The organism is Actinomycetota bacterium (assembly GCA_004297305.1).
Taxonomy (GTDB): Bacteria; Actinomycetota; Actinomycetes; order S36-B12; family FW305-bin1; genus FW305-bin1.
Map to the genome: position 1 here is coordinate 61,866 of SCTR01000002.1, position 17,013 is coordinate 78,878.

At 71.3% G+C, this 17,013-nt stretch carries 18 protein-coding genes; 7 read left to right on the forward strand and 11 right to left on the reverse strand.

From position 1 onward, the window contains the following. Positions 1-27: 27 nt before the first annotated feature. Complete coding sequence (locus tag EPO13_00700; GenBank protein TAK71049.1) at positions 28-639, reverse strand: heme-copper oxidase subunit III; 612 nt, start codon at positions 637-639, stop codon at positions 28-30. Positions 640-922: 283 nt separating this feature from the next. Here EPO13_00700 and EPO13_00705 point away from each other — a divergent pair, with 283 nt between their 5' ends. Beyond that, on the forward strand, positions 923-1,351 hold the full coding sequence (locus EPO13_00705; protein ID TAK71050.1) for a hypothetical protein: 429 nt from the start codon (positions 923-925) through the stop codon (positions 1,349-1,351). Between the two features lie 2 nt (positions 1,352-1,353). Then, entirely contained in the window at positions 1,354-2,499 is a 1,146-nt protein-coding gene (gene trpD, locus EPO13_00710) for an anthranilate phosphoribosyltransferase (GenBank protein TAK71051.1), read from the forward strand. 184 nt (positions 2,500-2,683) lie between these two features. Here trpD and EPO13_00715 read toward each other — a convergent pair whose 3' ends face one another. Beyond that, the gene (locus EPO13_00715; GenBank protein ID TAK71052.1) at positions 2,684-4,492 is read right to left on the reverse strand and encodes a DEDD exonuclease domain-containing protein; all 1,809 of its coding nucleotides are present in this window, start codon (positions 4,490-4,492) and stop codon (positions 2,684-2,686) included. Positions 4,493-4,602: 110 nt separating this feature from the next. On the opposite strand from EPO13_00715, the gene EPO13_00720 reads away from it, so the two are divergent. The 3 genes from EPO13_00720 to EPO13_00730 all read left to right on the forward strand — a co-directional run bounded on the left by EPO13_00720 (position 4,603) and on the right by EPO13_00730 (position 6,965). Further along, complete coding sequence (locus tag EPO13_00720) at positions 4,603-4,875, forward strand: hypothetical protein (protein TAK71053.1); 273 nt, start codon at positions 4,603-4,605, stop codon at positions 4,873-4,875. Between the two features lie 193 nt (positions 4,876-5,068). Beyond that, positions 5,069-5,257, forward strand: coding sequence for a hypothetical protein (locus tag EPO13_00725; protein TAK71054.1), 189 nt, complete (start codon positions 5,069-5,071; stop codon positions 5,255-5,257). A gap of 550 nt (positions 5,258-5,807) precedes the next feature. Further along, on the forward strand, positions 5,808-6,965 hold the full coding sequence (locus EPO13_00730) for an NlpC/P60 family protein (GenBank protein ID TAK71055.1): 1,158 nt from the start codon (positions 5,808-5,810) through the stop codon (positions 6,963-6,965). Positions 6,966-7,255: 290 nt separating this feature from the next. Here the strand turns inward: EPO13_00730 and EPO13_00735 are convergent, their stop codons facing one another. The 9 genes from EPO13_00735 to cpaB form a co-directional block, all read right to left on the reverse strand. Beyond that, the gene (locus tag EPO13_00735) at positions 7,256-7,567 is read right to left on the reverse strand and encodes a Flp family type IVb pilin (GenBank protein ID TAK71056.1); all 312 of its coding nucleotides are present in this window, start codon (positions 7,565-7,567) and stop codon (positions 7,256-7,258) included. A 70-nt stretch (positions 7,568-7,637) separates the two neighbouring features. Beyond that, positions 7,638-7,850, reverse strand: coding sequence for a Flp family type IVb pilin (locus EPO13_00740; protein TAK71057.1), 213 nt, complete (start codon positions 7,848-7,850; stop codon positions 7,638-7,640). A gap of 260 nt (positions 7,851-8,110) precedes the next feature. Then, positions 8,111-8,758, reverse strand: coding sequence for a response regulator transcription factor (locus EPO13_00745; protein ID TAK71058.1), 648 nt, complete (start codon positions 8,756-8,758; stop codon positions 8,111-8,113). Then, positions 8,755-10,371 carry a hypothetical protein gene (locus EPO13_00750; protein TAK71059.1) on the reverse strand — a complete coding sequence of 539 codons (1,617 nt, stop codon included), beginning with the start codon at positions 10,369-10,371 and terminating at the stop codon, positions 8,755-8,757. The genes EPO13_00745 and EPO13_00750 overlap by 4 nt, the downstream gene beginning before the upstream one ends. A 49-nt stretch (positions 10,372-10,420) precedes the next feature. After that, positions 10,421-11,368, reverse strand: a complete 948-nt coding sequence (locus tag EPO13_00755) for a type II secretion system F family protein (GenBank protein ID TAK71060.1) — start codon at positions 11,366-11,368, stop codon at positions 10,421-10,423. Beyond that, positions 11,368-12,438 (reverse strand): hypothetical protein, encoded by a 1,071-nt coding sequence (locus EPO13_00760; GenBank protein ID TAK71061.1) that lies wholly within the window; start codon positions 12,436-12,438, stop codon positions 11,368-11,370. The genes EPO13_00755 and EPO13_00760 overlap by 1 nt, the downstream gene beginning before the upstream one ends. Positions 12,439-12,448: 10 nt before the next feature. Further along, positions 12,449-13,840, reverse strand: coding sequence for a CpaF family protein (locus EPO13_00765; protein ID TAK71062.1), 1,392 nt, complete (start codon positions 13,838-13,840; stop codon positions 12,449-12,451). 3 nt (positions 13,841-13,843) lie between these two features. Further along, positions 13,844-15,037 (reverse strand): MinD/ParA family protein, encoded by a 1,194-nt coding sequence (locus tag EPO13_00770; protein ID TAK71063.1) that lies wholly within the window; start codon positions 15,035-15,037, stop codon positions 13,844-13,846. 65 nt (positions 15,038-15,102) lie between these two features. Next, positions 15,103-15,810 (reverse strand): Flp pilus assembly protein CpaB, encoded by a 708-nt coding sequence (gene cpaB, locus EPO13_00775; GenBank protein ID TAK71064.1) that lies wholly within the window; start codon positions 15,808-15,810, stop codon positions 15,103-15,105. Positions 15,811-16,007: 197 nt separating this feature from the next. Between cpaB and EPO13_00780 the strand changes: the two genes are divergently transcribed. Together EPO13_00780 and EPO13_00785 are read left to right on the forward strand one after the other, a co-directional pair. Next, positions 16,008-16,466: a zinc ribbon domain-containing protein gene (locus EPO13_00780; GenBank protein ID TAK71065.1), complete on the forward strand. Its 459-nt coding sequence runs from the start codon at positions 16,008-16,010 to the stop codon at positions 16,464-16,466. Between the two features lie 26 nt (positions 16,467-16,492). Next, positions 16,493-16,936 (forward strand): SRPBCC family protein, encoded by a 444-nt coding sequence (locus EPO13_00785; GenBank protein ID TAK71066.1) that lies wholly within the window; start codon positions 16,493-16,495, stop codon positions 16,934-16,936. Positions 16,937-17,013: the final 77 nt, after the last annotated feature.

Sequence of the window (17,013 nt, forward strand, 5' to 3'; positions counted from 1 at the left end):
GACGGGGACGGCGAGGACGAGGCGCCGTCATTTGAGCACGTAGATCATGAAGAACAGCGCGATCCAGACGACGTCGACGAAGTGCCAGTAGTACGACACGACGATGGCACGCGTCGCCTGGTCGTGGGTGAACCGGCGTGTCACGTAGGTGGTGGCCAGCACGAACAGGAAGGCGACCAGACCGCCGGTCACGTGCAGGCCGTGGAACCCGGTCGTGAGGTAGAAGACCGAGCCGTATCCGTTGGCGGAGAGGGTCAGTCCCTCTTTGACGAGCTCGGCGTACTCCGTGATCTGACCGGCGACGAACACCGCGCCCATGACGAAGGTGATGACGAACCAACGGCGCAGTCCCTTGACGTCGCCGCGCTCGGCGGCGAAGACGCCCAGCTGGCAGGTCACGCTGGACAGCACCAGGATCGTGGTGTTGACCGTGGCGAACGGGACGTTGAGGAGCTTGGTCTCCTCGGCCCACAGGTCCGGGTTCACCGAGCGGACGGTGAAGTACATCGCGAACAGGGCCGCGAAGAACATCAACTCGCTGGACAGCCAGACGATGGTGCCAACCGCCGTCATGTTGGGACGTGCTGCGGCAGTGTGGACGCGAGGTTCTACAGCCGATGCGGTCGCCACGCGGCGCATTCTGGCAGGTCTGGGCCCACCGCACCGCACGACCCCCCACCTTCGTCGGCGGCGTGTCCGGACCGTGTCGAGCGGTCGTTTCTGAGCGGCGGCGGGCCGGTACGTCGGCCGGCCGGGCAGCCACAGTGATTGCGACGGTGAGCGGGTGAGCCGGTGTGGGCGAGCCGATCTCACGAGGCGGGCGAGCGCCGTGACCGGCGGCCCCAGGCGGCGAGGCCGACCGATACGATCGCGGCGCTCCGCCGGCGTCGTCGGACGGACCGGCTCGACACGCGAGGGGACCATGAGCACCGAGGCACCGCGGCCGTCGCGCACGCTGACCGTCCTCGTCTACAGCGACGACGTCACCGTGCGCGAACACGTCCGGCTCTCGCTGGGCCGTCGTCCCGCTGCCGAGTTGCCGGCGGTGTCGTACGTCGAGTGCGCCACCGAGCCCGCCCTGATCCGGCGGATGGACGCCGGCGGGATCGACGTGGCGATCCTGGACGGCGAGGCGGTCCCCGCCGGCGGGATGGGGATCTGCCGGCAGCTGAAGGACGAGATCTTCCGCTGCCCGCCGATCCTGGTCCTGACCGGCCGCCCGCAGGACGCCTGGCTGGCGACCTGGTCCCGGGCCGACGCGGTCGTACCGCATCCGATCGACCCGCTGTCGTTGGCTGAGGCGACGGCGTCGCTGCTGCGGCGACGGGTCGTCGAACTGCCCGCTGGGTGATCGTGAACGGCGTCGGCGATACGCCCGGGTTCGCTGGTACGGCAGCGGCTGTCGGTGCGAGGGAGACGGCGGCCGCCTGGCCCGACGTCCTGGCCGGCCTGCTGCGCGGTGAGGACCTGCCGGCGCCGGTCTCCCGTTGGGCGATGGAGCAGGTCATGACGGGCGCGGCCACGCCGGCCCAGGTGGCGGCCTTCGTCGTGGCGTTGCGGGCCAAGGGGGAGAGCGCCGCCGAGATCGGCGCGCTGGTCGAAGTCATGCTGAATCACGCCGTGGCCGTCGACGTCCCCGGCACCGCGCTGGACGTCGTCGGTACCGGCGGCGACCGGGCCCACACGGTCAATATCTCGACCATGGCGGCCCTGGTGTGTGCCGCGGCCGGGGTCCGGGTCGTCAAGCACGGGAACCGGGCGGCGTCGTCGCTGACCGGTACCGCGGACGTCCTGGAGCGGCTCGGGCTCCCGCTGGCCCTCGGCCCGCGGGAGGTCGCCGCCTGTGTCGACGCCGCGGGGATCGCGTTCTGCTTCGCTGCGGCGTTCCATCCGGCGCTGCGGCACGCGGGTCCGGTACGCCGGGAGATCGGCGTACCGACGGTGTTCAACGTCCTGGGACCGTTGGCCAACCCGGCCCGGCCGGCTGCGGCGCTGGTCGGTTGCGCCGACCGGCGGCTGGCGCCGGTCCTCGCCGCGGTCCTGGCGGGTCGGGGCGTATCGGCGCTGGTCGTCCGTGGCGAGGACGGTCTGGACGAGATCACGGTGTACGGCGCTACCCGAGTCTGGGACGCCACCGCGGGGGACGGCTCGGTGCGGGAGTGCGTCGTCGACGCGGCGGCGTACGGCATCGAGGCGCCGGCCGCCGGCGCACTCGTCGGCGGTGACGCGGACGTCAACGCGGCTGTGCTGCGGTCCGTGCTCGGCGGCTCCCGGACCGGCCGCGACGCGGCCGTGTCCGACGCCGTGGCGCTCAACGCGGCCGCGGGACTCGTCGCCGCCGCGGCGGTTGCCGACTCTGCAGCGGCGGCCGCGCCCGTGGGCGACCGGCTGGCGCCGGCGTTGCAGCGCGCCCGCGACGTCCTGGCGTCCGGCGACGCCCTGGTCACCTTGGATCGCTGGATCGACGTCGCGCAGGGTCTCGCTACCACCTCCGCCTGAGCACCGGTCGCGGGGCCGCTCGCACGGCCTGAGCACCGGTCGCGACGCAGCTTTCCGCCGGGGTGGGCGGTGGCCGCCACAACGTTCGCGCCGGGTGGGCCCTGCTCGCGCCATGGACGCGACACCGTTTCCGGCTGACGGCCCTGTCACTCCTACCGACGACCTGGCCACCACCGTCGGGTCGTCAGGAGGCGGCGATCCGGCTCGCGGACAGCGGGCCGCCGCCGAGTCCGGCGGGCCGTTCGCGAAGCCGGCCGCCTCGGGACGGGGCGCCGGACCCCCCGGCGTACGGCACGGCCTGTGGCGCCCGGACCCGGTCCAGCTCCCGCCCGGCCGCGTAGCGCGGCCAGGCCAGGGCCCCGTCGTACCTGCCGCCCTCAAGACGCACCAATCGCACGCCCGGCTCGGCAAGCCAGGCCAGCACCGCCTCGGTCTCCTCCGCGGCTGCGGCTGCTCCCTGCAGGCCGGACGCGGCTTGCTCGGCGGTCGCCCGCAGCGCCACGACCGCAGGACGGGGGTCGAGCCCGGGCGCGACGGTGGCGGCGCCCGCCAGCCGACCATGCCGGACCACGTGGATCTCCCATCCGTTGGCGGGAGTCGGCCGGGCAGCGACGAGTTCGGCCATGCCCGCGACCGAGGCGATCCGCTGCGCGCGGTCAGCGCCGCGGACGAAGGCGGCAAGCCGGTCGCGCCAGGTGCCGGCATCCTCGAAACGGTGCTGACCGGCCAGCGTGGCCATGATCTGCTCGGCCGCGCGGGTGACCGGCCGCGCGTCGGCCGTCATCGCCGCTTCGGCGGCGGCGACCAGTTCGGCGTAGTCACTCACACCGATTGCCCCGGTGCACGGCGCCGGGCAGCGGCCGAGCTCGGCGAGGATGCACGCGCTGCCACGTGGCCGAGCGGACAGCCGCGGGGTACAGGTCCGCAGCGGGATGGCGTGCAGCAGAGCGTCCACGGCCGCCTGGGCCTGTTGGCGGCTGCGAAACGGGCCGATGGCCGCCGGTGCCGAAGCGTCGCTGGTGGGCGGATTGCGCACCAGGGAGAGCCGGGGGAAAGGCTCGGACGTCAGCTTGACCCAGGTCTGTCGGTCGGGCCGACGCGAGCGGCGGTTGTAGCGCGGCTGGCGTTCGGCGATGAGCCGAAGCTCGCGAACCCGCGCTTCCAGTGCGGTGGCGCATTCGATGGGCACGACGCGGTGGGCAAGGGCGACCATCTCGGCCATCCGGCTGCGCTGCTCGGAGGCGGTGAAGTAGCTGCGCACCCGGCGACGGATGCTGCGGGAGGTCCCGACGTACAGCGCCCGCCCCCGGTCGTCTTCGAACACGTACACCCCGGGACCCTCCGGAAGCCCCTCGGCGAGAACGCGTTTGCGACGCTGCGCGGTCGTCACACGGGAGGAGAAGGTGAGCAGTTCCTCCAGCGAATGCACCCCGACGTCGCCGACTCGCTCCAGGAGTGCGTGCAAGACCTCCACGGTGGCGCGCGCGTCAGCCAGGGCCCGGTGCGACGGCTGCGTCGTGGTGCGGAAATGGGCGGCGAGCGTGGCCAGCCGGCAGTCGCGCACCTCGTCGCGCACGAGCACCTGCCGCGCCAGCCGGACGGTGTCGAGGACGGTCGGCGGTGTCCAGGGCAGCCCGAGCCGGGCGCAGGCGCCCTTGAGGAAACCGACGTCGTAGCCGGCGTTGTGCGCGACCAGGACGGCGCCGGCCGCGAAGTCGAGGAACGCCGGAACGGCGGTCGCCAGGCCGGGTGCGCCGACGAGCATCAGGTCGGTGATGCCGGTGAGGGCAGCGACGAACGGGGGCACCGACTGATCCGGGTTGACCAGGGTCTGGAACTCCCCGACCACTTCTCCCGCGCGAACTTTGACCGCGCCGATTTCGGTGATGCCGGCGTCGCTGGGGCTGCCGCCGGTCGTCTCGAGGTCGACCACGACGAAGGTGACGTCGCGCAGCGGCGTCCCGAGTTCGTCGAAGGTGGCGGTCCGGTACACGAGACGGACGGTAGGGCGGGGGTCTGACGGTGACGGGTGCGACGCGCGGGACCGACGGGACTGCCGATAGGTTGCGCCGCCGGGGGCAATGATCGGAAGGAGAGCCGGACGTGACCTCGGCTGTACCGGACGCGCGGAGTCGTTGGCGCTGCGCGCATTGCGGCAATCTCACGAGGTTCGACGTGGTCCGCACGACGCAGGTGCGCGAGTTCTGGCACGTCGACCTCGCCGGTGAGCCGGTGGTCGAGGAGTCCGAGCTGCTGGGCGGGGGAGTGCAGACGGTGACCTGCCGGTGGTGCGGTGCCAGCGACGCGATCGAGATCGTGGCACGTCCGGAGCCGGGTGCCCCGGAGGCCGAACCTGGTCTGGGCGGAACGCCCTAGAACCCGTACGCCCTACGGCCCGTACGCCCGACGGCCCGTACGCCCTGCGGTCCGTGCGCCGCTGCTGTCCGTGCACGGCGGTCCCCTACGTCGCGGCGGCGCTTGGCCGCAGCGGACGTCGTTGTCGGTCCGGCCTCTTAGCGTGCTCGCGTCGGGTGGTTGCCCGGCGAGTAGCGCGAGGCCGGAGGTTGCCGTGATCATCGACTGCACGACCTGTGCGGTGCGCGATCTTGCCTGTGACGACTGTGTGGTCACGGCGGTGCTCGGCCCGATGGCCGACTGGGACTCCACAGACCAGGCAGCCCTGGCAGCCCTGGCCGAGTCCGGTCTGGTTCCACCGCTGCGGTTGGTCCCGACGGCCCGCCGGGCTCGCGCGGGCTAGCGCCCGTCCGGCCGGCCGTACGGGCTAGCGCCGCGCGCCCGAACCGGCCGGGCGGCCGTTTGGGTAGTTTCCGGCCTCGCGGCAGGGCTAGCGGTCCTCGGCGCAGGCCGGGCGGCGATTCGGCAGGCTGGCCGGCCGCTCGGCAGGCCGGGTGGCCCTCGGCAGGCCGGGTGGCGATGCTGAGCAACTACTCAGGTGTTGTGACGATTGTGGCTCAAGTTGTCAGCGAGCAAAGTCTTGCTGCGCAGGTTCTTTTGGACTTCCCCGGTCGGCCGTCATCGTTCTGTTACCGTGACCGCCGTCGCCCGTGAGCCCCGCCGGCCGGTGGGGCGCGAGCGATCCGCCGAATCTGACCTTGTACGTCCGTCCGCCGCGGGGCGTGTCCACCGCGTGCAGACAGGCTTGCGAACGGGTCGGAGCCGGGGACCCACCTCCCCGGGGCTAGTCGGACGGTGAGCCTGCGGGCCGGCCGTTCGTAGGGTGCGACCTTCCCCGTACCCGAGCCCGTCAGCTCACCCGGTAGGCGGCCTGTGGGTAAGGAGTCGCCTTCGTGGCGCTGAGGTCTGCCGGTCTGCGCTCGCTTCGGTCGGTTGTGGCCGGTGCGCTGACGCTGGTCGTGATCGCAGTGGCAATGGCTACCGCTGCGCCCGCTGGTGCCGATCCCCAGCTTTCGCTCGATCAAGTCGAGCAGCAGATTCAGCAGTTGCAGGCCGAAGCAGAATCGGCGACGGAGGACTTCAACTCTGCTGCGGACGATCTGGCCGAGGTTGAGGCGAAGGTAGGCACGCTGCGGCAGCAGTTGGCGACGTTGCAGGCCGACTTGGATGTGGCGCAGGCCAGTGTCGGCCAGTTGGTACGGACGACGTACGCCAGCGGCGGGCTGGACGCTTCGCTGCAGGTACTCCTTGCTGACAACCCACAAGACTTCCTCGACTCCGCTGCCGCGGCCGACCAGGTCGCTCGGTCGCAGACCACGGCGTTACGGCGGACGCAGACCGCCCGGCTCCGGCTGCTGCAGGCCGAGGCGGCCGTCGCCGCCCAGGAACAGGTCGCCTCCGCCAAGCGCGACGCCATGGCAGCGGCGAAGGCCACCGCCGATGCGCGGCTGGCCTCGGCGCAGGACCTGTACGACACGCTGTCGGCGCAGGAACGAGCCGCCATCGAGTCCGCGGCGGCCGCCAAGGCGGCAGCCGACCGCGAAGCCGCCGCGGCAGAGCAGGCCCGGGTTGACGCCGAAGAGGCGGCGCGCAACGCCGCCGAGCGCGCAAGTCGTGACGCGGCTGGTCGAGAGACCACCGCGAAGACGCCACCCAAGGCGCCGGCACCGAGCGCGCCTGCCGCCGGCCGGGCTGCGATCGCCGTTCGCTATGCGTTGCAGCAGGTCGGGGACCGCTACGTGGCGGCCGGCTCGGGACCGGATTCCTTCGACTGCTCCGGCCTCACGATGGCGGCGTGGCGGGCGGCGGGGGTTTCGTTGCCGCACTACAGCAAGGCGCAGCAGGGCGTGACCCGATCGATCCCGACGTCGCAGGCCCAGCCGGGCGACCTCGTGTTCTTCTTCGAAGGTGGCGCCCACCACGTCTCGCTGTACATCGGAGGCGGCCGGATGGTCAGCGCCTCGAATCCCCGTTCCGGCGTGGAGATCATCGGCGTCTTCAGCCCCTGGTACGCCGACCACTTCTCCGGCTTCGGCCGCGTCGCCGGCTGACCCCGTCCCCCGTCGTACCCGCGCCGCCAACCGGCCCGTTGCCCGGCGCGGTCCTACTGGCGCAGGCCTTGCCGGCGTTGCGCGCCTCGTGGTCGCTATCGGCACTCAAGTCGACCTTCTGAGCAGCCGTACGACGCGCAACTCCGGGCGTCGGTGGCGCTCGGAAGACGGGTGCGTGCGAGAGCTGGTGCGCGGAGCCGGAGGAGTCGATCGGTCAGCCGGAGTGGCGAGTGAGCTGAGTGGCTGAGTTGGATCAGCTGGGGCGTGAGGACGTCAGCAGGTAGTGGACGTCAGCAGGTAGGGGCGGGGTCCTGCGCCACGGGCGCGGCGCCGCGCCGGGCGAACGCCGGGGCCTCCGGTGGGTCCGGGACAGGGTCGGCCGCTGCATCGCCACTGTGGGCGGCTGCGTTCCAGGCGTCGCAGGCCTTTTCGTACTGCTGTCGGGTGAGGTTGCCGACCGAGACCACCACCATGACCACGACCGCGGCGATCGCGACAACGATCAGACCGTACTCGACCGACGACGCGCCACGATCGTCACGCACTTCCTGCGGTCGGGCATGTCGTCGGCTCGCGAGCGTTGGGGCAAGTGGTCGGCTCATGAGTGTCGGATAGCCCGCTGGCAAGGGGCCGGGCCGGAGTCGAGAACCCCGAAGGCCAAGGTAGATCCCGCTATGACCCGGTGCCTGGCGCCGCGGGCGCGCACGTGGACGTGCTTCCGCTGACGATGCAGTCGTTCGTCTGCTGGAACTTCCCCCGGATGGTGTTGCCGAGCAGGAACACCACTCCGACGATCACGGCCGCGATCGCGGCGACGAGGAGGCCGTACTCGACGGCGGAGGCCCCGTCATCCCGGCGGAGCATGGTGCGAATCCGGGTGAGCATGTTCGGTGGAACCCCCAGCGTGTCGTTGCTGCCCCTGCCGCGGGCAGCCGCGGGTGACGGTGCGGACCGTCACCCGACATCGTGCCACCGCTTGTCGCCCTCAAACGTCGGTCCCTTGTCCCCCGAAGGTCGTCCGTTCAGGCAGGATTCGGCGCGGATCGTCCCGTGCGCCACGTCTGCCACAGGGGTACCCATGAATGTCCTATGACCGCTACGCCCACAGGTCGCCATGGCGAGAGATCCGCTCTTGACTGCGGTCGCTAAAGCGACGGTGGCTCCTGCTTCAGGAGACCGAGTCGCAACGCCGTCATCAGCGCCTGGGCGCGGTTGCCCGCCCCGAGCTTCTCGTACAGCTTCGAGATGTGTGTCTTGGTGGTCGACTCGCTGATGAACAGCTGTCGGGAGATCTGGGCGACTCCGAGGCCGTCGGCGAGCAGCTGCAGCACTTCGCGCTCCCGCGGCGAGAGCTGCGGTCCACTGGGCGACATCCGTCGCCGCATCGCCTCGGCCAGGTCGTTGGCGGTGAACGAACCGGGCGCCGACGCAGCGTGCCGGGCCGCGGCGACGACGTCCTCGCTCGGCGCGTTCTTCGGGACGAACGCCGACGCGCCGGACTCCAGCGCGTCGAAGAGCTGCTCGTCACCGGCGTACATGGTGAGGATGACGATGCCCAGTTCGGGGCGGTCGGCCCGGAACTTGCGGGCAGCCTCAAGGCCGTTGCCGTCGGGCAACCGGACGTCGAGGATCATCACGTTGGGCTCCAGCAGTCCCAGCAGTCGGGTGGCGTCCGCCAGCGAGGCGGCCTCGGCCACCACCTCGAAGTCGCCGTCGCGCTCGAAGGCCCGCCGCAAACCCTGTCGGATCAGGTCGTGGTCGTCGACAAGTAGCACGTTGATGGCCATCGTCATCCCCTTCCCGAGCCGGCACCGTCTGAGGCGACGGTAGCCCCGCCGAGCCCAACCTCGACCACGGTGCCACCCCCGACCCGGTTGCGGACCGACAACGACGCGCCGAGCCGGGCGGCCCGTTCGCGCATGATCTCCATGCCGAAGCTGTCCGGCCGCGGCTCGCCCAGGCCGGTGCCGTCGTCGGCCACCCGCAGGAAGCCCTTGGGTGGCTCGACCCGGCAGGTCACCCACAGGTTGCTCGCCTGGGCATGCTTGCGAGCGTTCGTCACCGCCTCCTGGGCGATCCGCAGCAGCTCGCTCTCGATCTCGATCGGCAGGCGTTCGGCGGCTTCCTCCAGGACCAGGTGCACCGTGAGGCCGGAGTCCGATCCGACCTGACGGACGTAGCTCGACAGCGCCGAGCCGAGCCCGGTCGAGGTCTGGACGTCGCTGCGCAGGTCGAAGATCGACAGCCGCAGCTCGGTCACCAGCCGGGTCAGTTCTCCGCGCACGTGGTCCAGTGCCTGCCGGGCGTGCGGGTCGTTGCTGGTCGCGGCGAGGTCGTCGACGACGTAGCCGAGCGAGGCGATGTCCTGGGCGATGCCGTCGTGGATCTCCCGAGCCAGCCGCCGCCGCTCCTCGACGGTGGCCAGCGCCCGGACGTCGCTGAACAGCTGTGCGGTGTCGATGCGCAGCGCGGCGTCGTCGGCCATGGCCGCGGCGCGCAGGAGGTCACGGGCGGGCCAGGGCCGGTCGGAGTCGCCTTCGATGGCGATCAGCCCGATCCGCCGGTCGCCGAGACGCATCGGCAGCACCGCACGCTGGCCGTGGGACAGGTCGGAGAACATCCCCGGCCGTTGCAGGGCGCGACCGGACTGCCAGACCAGTCCCCAGAGTCCCTCGTTCGTGCTCGGGGTCAGATCGACGCGCTCGGTGCCCTTGAACGCCACGGTGGTGAACGGGCCCGACTCGCCCCGGACGAACAGCGCCCCGCGGTCGAACCCGATGGCGTTGTTCAGCGAACCGAGCACCTGTTCGGCGAGGTTCACCTCGTCCAGGCCGGCCGGCAGTTGCCGAGCGATGTCGCGCAGCCGGGTCAGCAGGCCGTGAGCGGCGGCGTACGTATCGGACTCCAGCCTGGCGCGCCGCTGCGCCGAGCGCGCCCACGCGCCCACCAGACCGGTGGCCAGCCCCAGGCCCACCCACTGGGCGACCGAGATGACCTGGGCGCGCCCGCCGACCTCCCCGCCGATCGCACGACCGAGGACGAGCCCGACGAGTTCGACTGTGCTCGTAGCGATCACGAACACGACCCCGGACTGCAGGCCGGCGGCCAGCGGCGGCACCAGCAGATACGGCAGCAGCGGCTCGGGCAGCATCGCCGAGGCGGTCATGATCAGGGCAGCCGCGGCGGCCTCGAACAGCGGCAGCAGTGCGGTCACCCGCGACGCAGGCAACGGCAGGCTCACCGCGGCCGCGACCGCCGCCAGGGCAGCAAGTTCCGGGGTGAGGCTGCCGCTGGTGTCGGTGAGCACCAGCAGCGCGCACAGAGCGAGGACACCGAGCCGGACCGACACCGCGACCGCGAGCGCGGGGTCACGGGTGATCCGCCGCCGGATCGCCTTGTCGCTCACAGGCCAGACGGTCGCATATGCAGGGGAGTCCACTCCACCTGAACGCCGGTCACAGCCCGCCGAAGGATTCCGCGATCGTGATCGCCGCCGGGCCCAGGATCACCACGAACAACGCCGGCAGGATGCAGAAGATCAGCGGGAACAGGATCTTCACCGGAACCTTCTGGGCGGCTTCTTCGGCGCGCTGCTGCCGCTTGACCCGCATCTCGCGCGCCTGTACCCGCAGCACGTTGGCGATCGGGATACCGAATACGTCCGCCTGCACGATCGCCGTGACGAAGGTTCGCAGGTCCGCGACGTCGGTGCGGTCGCCCATGGCACGCAGGGCCGCCATACGCCCGGTGCCGATCTGCATCTCCTGCAAGACCCGGAACAGTTCCTCGGCCAGCGGTCCTTCGGTGTTGCGGGCCACCTGCGCGAGAGCGGCGTCGAAGCCGAGACCGGCCTCGACGGAGATCGTCAGCAGGTCAAGCGAGTCGGGCAGGTCGCGCTGGATCTGCTCGGAGCGGTTGTAGGCGGCCTGGTACAGCGCCATGTTCGGCAGGTAGTAGCCCAGCACGGCCAGTCCGATACCCAGGACCACCGCCCACGTCGCGCGGCCCAGCAGCAGCGGGATCACGACGCCGAGCAGTCCCAGGACCAACAGGCCCAGCACTTTGTAGGCCACGATGCGATCGACGTCCCAGCCCGCCGGGTTGCCCGCGAGGTCCAGTCGTCGCCGCAGCCGGGCCGCCTGGTCCTCGGCGGTGAAGCGCTGCCCGATCAGGACCAGCCGGTCGAATGCCGGGCCGACGACGCGGTCGGCGAAGGGACTGTCGGTGCCGCGCAGCCGAGCGTCCGGCGCGCTACGGCGTACCTCGACGGCGGCCATCGACCGCGCGATCTGGCGGCGCCGCACCGTGATTCCCGCGACCACCAGCACCGCGACCACCACACCGAGGAAGATCGCGGCCAGACCGCCGGCCAGCAGCCACGGGCTGCCCAGGGCGCCGCGCATCAGACCTCGACCCGGACGACTTTGCGCAGCCAGATCGCGCCGATGGCCAGCAGCACCACTCCCACGACGAGCAGGCTGATGCCCAGCGGCGTCGTGACGAGCGGGGTCAGGTACTCCGGGCGGACCAGGATCAGGTAGAGCGCGAACGCCAGCGGCAGGCCGCCGAGGATGTACGCCGACAGCCGCCCTTCGGCCGACAGCACCTGGACCTGCCGCCGCTGCCGCTCGCGGTCCCGGATCGTGCCGGCGACGTTGAGCAGGATCTCCGACAAGTTGCCGCCGATGTCACGCTGGATCCGCAGCGCCATGACGACCCAGCCGAAGTCGGTGCTGCGCATACGATCCGCGACGCCGTCCAGGGCGTCTTCGAGCGGGACCCCGAGTCGTGCTTCGACGAGGGCCTTGTTCAGTTCGACGGCCATCGGGCCGGTCGATTCGCGGGCGACGGTGTCGAATGCCTGCGGCACCGAGTAGCCGGCCGACAGGCTGCCGGCCACCAGTTGCAGGGTGTCGGCGAGCGCGGCGTCGAAAGCCTTGCGCCGGTTGGTCTCCTTCACCGACAGATAGATGTACGGCGCGGCCACGCCGACGATCAACCCGATGAGGGTAGGCAGGGGACGGAATCCGCTCAGCAGCAACAGTCCCACGCCCAGCAGGACCGCCAGGCCGAGGTGGACGACGATCCACTCGCCGGGCTTGAGCGGGACACCGGCGGCTTCCAGGCGTTGGGCCAGACCGGCTTCCAGATGCCGACCGCGCGCGACCCGGCCAGCCAGTTCGACCGCGGAGCGCGCCACCGTGCTCTGCCCCAGCGCCCCGGACGCGTCGGCGACTGCCCGCTCGCGCGGGGTCAGCGACCAGCGGCCCAGTCGGCGGCGGACCCGGCCGCGGGTGCGTTGCGGATCCACCAGGGACAACACGACCAGGACGATGACCACGACGCCGAGAAAGATCGCGCCGAGCGCCACCGGCAGCACCCAGGGGCGGCCGGCAACCTCGGTGAGGTCGACGGCAACCTGGTCGACCGCGCTCAGGCCGGCTGCGGTGCGGTCGACGACGGGGTAGCTCATGCGGCGCCCGTCACGCCATGACCCCGTACTGGCCCGTGAGGAACACCTCGGGGGCCAGTTCCAGGCCGACGTCGGCGAGCTTGTCGACGAACCGGGGCCGAAGTCCGGTGGGGCGCAACGTCCCTCGTGCTCGCCCGAGGGAGTCCACACCGGCGGAGAAGTCGAAGACGAAGGCATCCTGCAGGGTGATGATGTCGCCTTCCATGCCGATGACCTCGGTCACGTGCGTGATGCGGCGGGACCCGTCCTTGAACCGGCTCTGATGCACGATCACGTCGAAGGCGCTGGCCATCTGGTCGCGGATCGCCCGGACCGGCAGGTCGACTCCCGCCGTCAGCACCATGGTCTCGACCCGGCTGAGGGCGTCGCGCGGGGAGTTCGCGTGCACCGTGCAGATGGAACCGTCGTGGCCGGTGTTCATGGCTTGCAGCATGTCCAGCGCCGCCGCGTCGCGGACCTCACCCACCACGATCCGGTCCGGGCGCATCCGCAGCGCGTTGCGCACCAGATCGCGAATGCGGACCTCGCCGCGACCTTCGATGTTCGGCGGGCGCGCCTCCAACCGGACGACGTGCTCCTGGTCGAGTTGCAGTTCGGCCGCGTCCTCGATGGTGATGATGCGCTCGTCCTCGGGGATGAAGCCGGACAGCACGTTGAGTGTCGTGGTCTTGCCCGCTCCGGTACCGCCGGACACCAGGACGTTGAGACGTCCTCGGACACAAGCGGACAGCACCTCGGCGACGTTGACCGTCAAGGTTCCGAAGGTCACCAGGTCGTCGACGCCGTACGGATCGGCAGCGAACTTGCGGATCGTGAGCACCGCTCCGTCGACCGCCAGCGGCGGGATGACGGCGTTGACCCGGCTGCCGTCCTGCAAGCGGGCGTCGACCATGGGCGAGGACTCGTCCACGCGGCGACCCACCCGCGCGACGATCTTGTCGATCGTGCGTCGCAGGTGCGCCTCGTCGGTGAACCGGGCGTCGGCGCGCTGGATCCGGCCGGCGCGCTCGACGTACAGCGTGTCGGGCCCGTTCACCATGACCTCGGTGACGTCCGGGTCTCGCAAGAACGGTTCGAGCGGGCCGTACCCAAGGATGTCGTCGGCGATCTCCTGAGCGACCCGGGCCCGGTCGGTCATCGTCAAGGGCGTGTCGTCCTGCGCCAGCACCTCGGTGAGGGTCATCCGGACCCGTTGGCCGAGTTCGTCTTCGGTCAGCTGGCTGTCGTACAGCTGCGGCCCCAGGCTCTCCAGCAGGGCGGCGTGCACGGTGCGCTTCAAATCCGCGAACGGATCGGCACCGGCGTGGGCGCGACGCGCCCGGCCGCCACCGGGGGCGACGGGATCGATGGCCACGCCCTGCCGGTCGCGCCGGGCCTGGGCGAGTCGGTCGGACAGCGACACCGGCTACCTCCTGCGCCGCCGCAGGCCCCGGCGGTCCGCGCGCATCTGGGCGGGGATGGCGTCGTCGCCCAGCGGCTGGTAGACGTGCCGCTCGGTGAAGGTGCGGATCGCGACGCTGACCGGGTGCTTCGGGTCCTCGACCATGATCGGCACGCCACGGTTGGTGGCCGCCGGGACATCGCGAGACGAGGGGATCTGGGCGACGATCGGTGCCTTGAGGGTCTTCTCGACCTCGCCGAGGTTGAGGCCGACCTTGGAATCGGCCCGGTTGAGCACCACCCGGGTCCGCTCACGCGGGTAGCCGATGAGGTCGAGCGTCTCGATGGTCAGCTTGAGGTTCTTCAACGCGGGGATGTCGAGCGTGGCCAGCAGCGCGACGACGTCGCTTTCGTCGAATGCCGCCAGGACATGGGATTCCAGCGTCGGCGGGGTATCGATGACGACGTAGTCGAACTCCTGCGCGAGCAGGTCGAGGATGTGCACCACGAGCGACGTCTCGATCTTCTCTGCCGTGCTCGGGTCCGGCGGAGCCGCGAGCACCATCACGCCGGAGGAGTGCGGCGTCAGCAACTGCAGGACCGCCTGCTTGTCCATCGAGGTGCCCAGCGCGATCGCATCACCGATGGTGTGGGTGGGGAACATCTGCAGGGCGATGGAAACGTCGCCGAACGAGAGGTCCAGATCGACCAGCACGACCGTGCCGCGCTTGCTGGTCGCCAGGCCGACGGCGAGGTTGGTCGCCAGCGTGGTCTTGCCGCAGCCGCCCTTGGCCGAGAAGACGGTGAGTACCCGGGCCCGGCGTTCGCCGTACTCGCCGTTCTCGCCGCTGTCGGTGGTCTCGCGCATGGCTCGCGCCAGGTGCTTGACGCGGGTGACGGCCTCGGTCAGGCCGGTGAGGTCCCGCTCCTGCACGACCTCGCGGACGCCGGACCGCAACGCGTCCGACAGCACGGCGGTATCGATCCGGCGGCGTACCAGGATCACCCCGAGACTCGGTCGGTTGACCCGCATTTCCAGGGCCAGGTCCAGCGCGGCGCCCTGGTCAACGCTGGGGCCCAGCACGACGGTGTCCTCCCAGATCGCACCGTCGAGGTGCTCCCGCAGGGCGTTGAGGCCGGGCAACACGAGACCGTCGCCGCCGAGGGCGCCCAGCAGCGCATCAGCGCCGTTGGGGTCGAACTCCACGATGGCCGTCATGCCCGGCGTGCCCTCCCGTCCGTGTGCTCGTGCATTGTCCTCGCTGTCCTGTCGTCGCGCTGGGGTTAGGACGCGAGGTTGTTCGTCGTGGTCCGCAGGCCGGGCAGCGCTTGGGCCGACGGGCCGCGCAGGGTCAGGTACAAGCTCGTCCCGCCTTGACCGGTGCCGGTGAAGATCAGCTTCTGTGCCTGGTCCTGGTCAACGGCCAGGGTCACCTGGGCCGAGCCGCCGCCGGTACCGCCGGAGGTGACCGTGCTCGATCCGACGGCCAGTACGGTCGCCTGCGGGATGAGAACCATCGTGGTCGGGCTGGCCGATCCCGCGCCGGGAACCGTGTAGTAGACGGTGACTTCGGAGCCGGGCACGACGAACCCGCCGACGCGTTGCGCCTCCGGCAGGGTCAGCGTGATCGCCTGCTTGCCCTGGGGGATCGGCAGTCCACCCACCGCGCTGGTCCCCCACATCGCGGACTGGACCACCTGCCCGGGCAGGATCGTCACCTGCGCGACGCGCCCGTCGACCGAGCTGAGGTCGGCCAGTGCACCCTGCGGTACGGCGGCCTGCGGATACATCCGCTGCTCGAAGGCGCCCGCGGCCTGCGCCGCTGCCGCCGTCGTCCCGACCTCCACCCGCTTCACCGCGACCAGGACCGGCACCGGGGTGGTCTGCGCCTTGGCCTGGTCCTCGCGGTTGTTGACGTAGAGGAAGACCAGGGCGGTCCCGATGCCGGCAATCAGCAGCGCCGCGACCAGCAGCAGGGTTCGGCGTCCCATGTCCACCTCGGGTCGAGGCCCACGTCGCGGGCTGGTGCGGGTCGGACGGACGGCACACCGGCGATGTCGACCAGTGGGTCATCCGGGAGACCCGGTAGCGCCCGGGCCGGGCCCGAGGTTACCGCCGTCCGGGGGAACGGGCCGCGCCGACCTCCTTACGGCCCGGCCTGGGCGGGTGCAGACGGGGCAGCCGGAGCATGCCAGCGGTCAAGGACCGCGCGACTGCTGCCGATCAGGTCACCGTGGAGGTCCTGGCGCGTTGTCCGCACTGCGGCGCTGCCCTGCCCGACCGGGCGCAGTGGTGCTCGCTGTGCCTGGCCGATCTGCGACCCGTCATCGACGCCGAACCTGAACTCGACCCGGGTGATGGGGACGCGGGTGATGGGGTTGCCGCCCTTGAGCGGGGGCTGGGCGGTGACCGGCCGGCGGCACCGTCCTCCGCATCGTCGGATCTCGCCGCGCTGGGCGGTCGGCCGCTGCCGGCCGAGGCCGAGGCGATGCTGTCGCGGCTCGGCGCGGCCAGTGCCGGCAGCAGCCGCCTGTTGAGCGGCGGCACCCGCTCGCGGGCCGCAGTGACGGCGATCGCGGTCGGCGGCGGCGTCGCTGTGGCGCTCGTCCTGGTCGTCGTATTCGCCCTCGTCGGCCTCCTGCTGTGAGCTCGCCGGCTGGGTAGCCTCGGCGCATGGCCGAGCAGACCGAGTCCCAGATCGTCATCGACGCCCCGGCGCCGGCTATCATGGCGGTGATCGCCGACCTCCGTCGCTATCCGGAGTGGAGCGAGGGGGTCCGCGCGGTCGAGGTGACCGCAGAACAGGCCGACGGCCGCCCGATCGAGGCGACGTTGTCCATCGACTCCGGGCCGATCAAGGACACGTACGAGTTGCACTACTCCTGGGACGGCGACGAGTCGGTCAGCTGGAGCCTGCGGAAGGCCCAGCTGCTCACCCGGCTCGACGGGTCGTACACGCTGACGCCGGGGGAGACCGGTACCAACGTCCGCTACCGCCTCACCGTCGATGTCCGTATGCCGATGATCGGACTGCTCAAGCGCAAGGCGGAGAAGGTCATCATCGATACGGCGCTGAAGGGGCTGAAGAAGCGGGTGGAGGCTGCCGCGGGCGGGTGACTGCGCCCGAAGGGCTGCGGCAGGCGGGTACGGCGCCCGAAGGGCTGTCGAGCAGCGCTGGCTACCCGTAACCTCGC

Bases quoted from the DNA above. Each gene is read 5' to 3' on its own strand.
- EPO13_00700 (TAK71049.1), bottom strand. From the start codon at position 639: ATGCGCCGCGTGGCGACCGCATCGGCTGTAGAACCTCGCGTCCACACT.
- EPO13_00745 (TAK71058.1), bottom strand. From the start codon at position 8,758: ATGACGATGGCCATCAACGTGCTACTTGTCGACGACCACGACCTGATC.
- EPO13_00760 (TAK71061.1), bottom strand. From the start codon at position 12,438: ATGAGCTACCCCGTCGTCGACCGCACCGCAGCCGGCCTGAGCGCGGTC.
- EPO13_00770 (TAK71063.1), bottom strand. From the start codon at position 15,037: ATGACGGCCATCGTGGAGTTCGACCCCAACGGCGCTGATGCGCTGCTG.
- EPO13_00755 (TAK71060.1), bottom strand. From the start codon at position 11,368: ATGCGCGGCGCCCTGGGCAGCCCGTGGCTGCTGGCCGGCGGTCTGGCC.
- cpaB (TAK71064.1), bottom strand. From the start codon at position 15,810: ATGGGACGCCGAACCCTGCTGCTGGTCGCGGCGCTGCTGATTGCCGGC.
- EPO13_00740 (TAK71057.1), bottom strand. From the start codon at position 7,850: ATGCTCACCCGGATTCGCACCATGCTCCGCCGGGATGACGGGGCCTCC.
- EPO13_00785 (TAK71066.1), top strand. From the start codon at position 16,493: ATGGCCGAGCAGACCGAGTCCCAGATCGTCATCGACGCCCCGGCGCCG.
- EPO13_00735 (TAK71056.1), bottom strand. From the start codon at position 7,567: ATGAGCCGACCACTTGCCCCAACGCTCGCGAGCCGACGACATGCCCGA.
- EPO13_00780 (TAK71065.1), top strand. From the start codon at position 16,008: ATGCCAGCGGTCAAGGACCGCGCGACTGCTGCCGATCAGGTCACCGTG.
- EPO13_00705 (TAK71050.1), top strand. From the start codon at position 923: ATGAGCACCGAGGCACCGCGGCCGTCGCGCACGCTGACCGTCCTCGTC.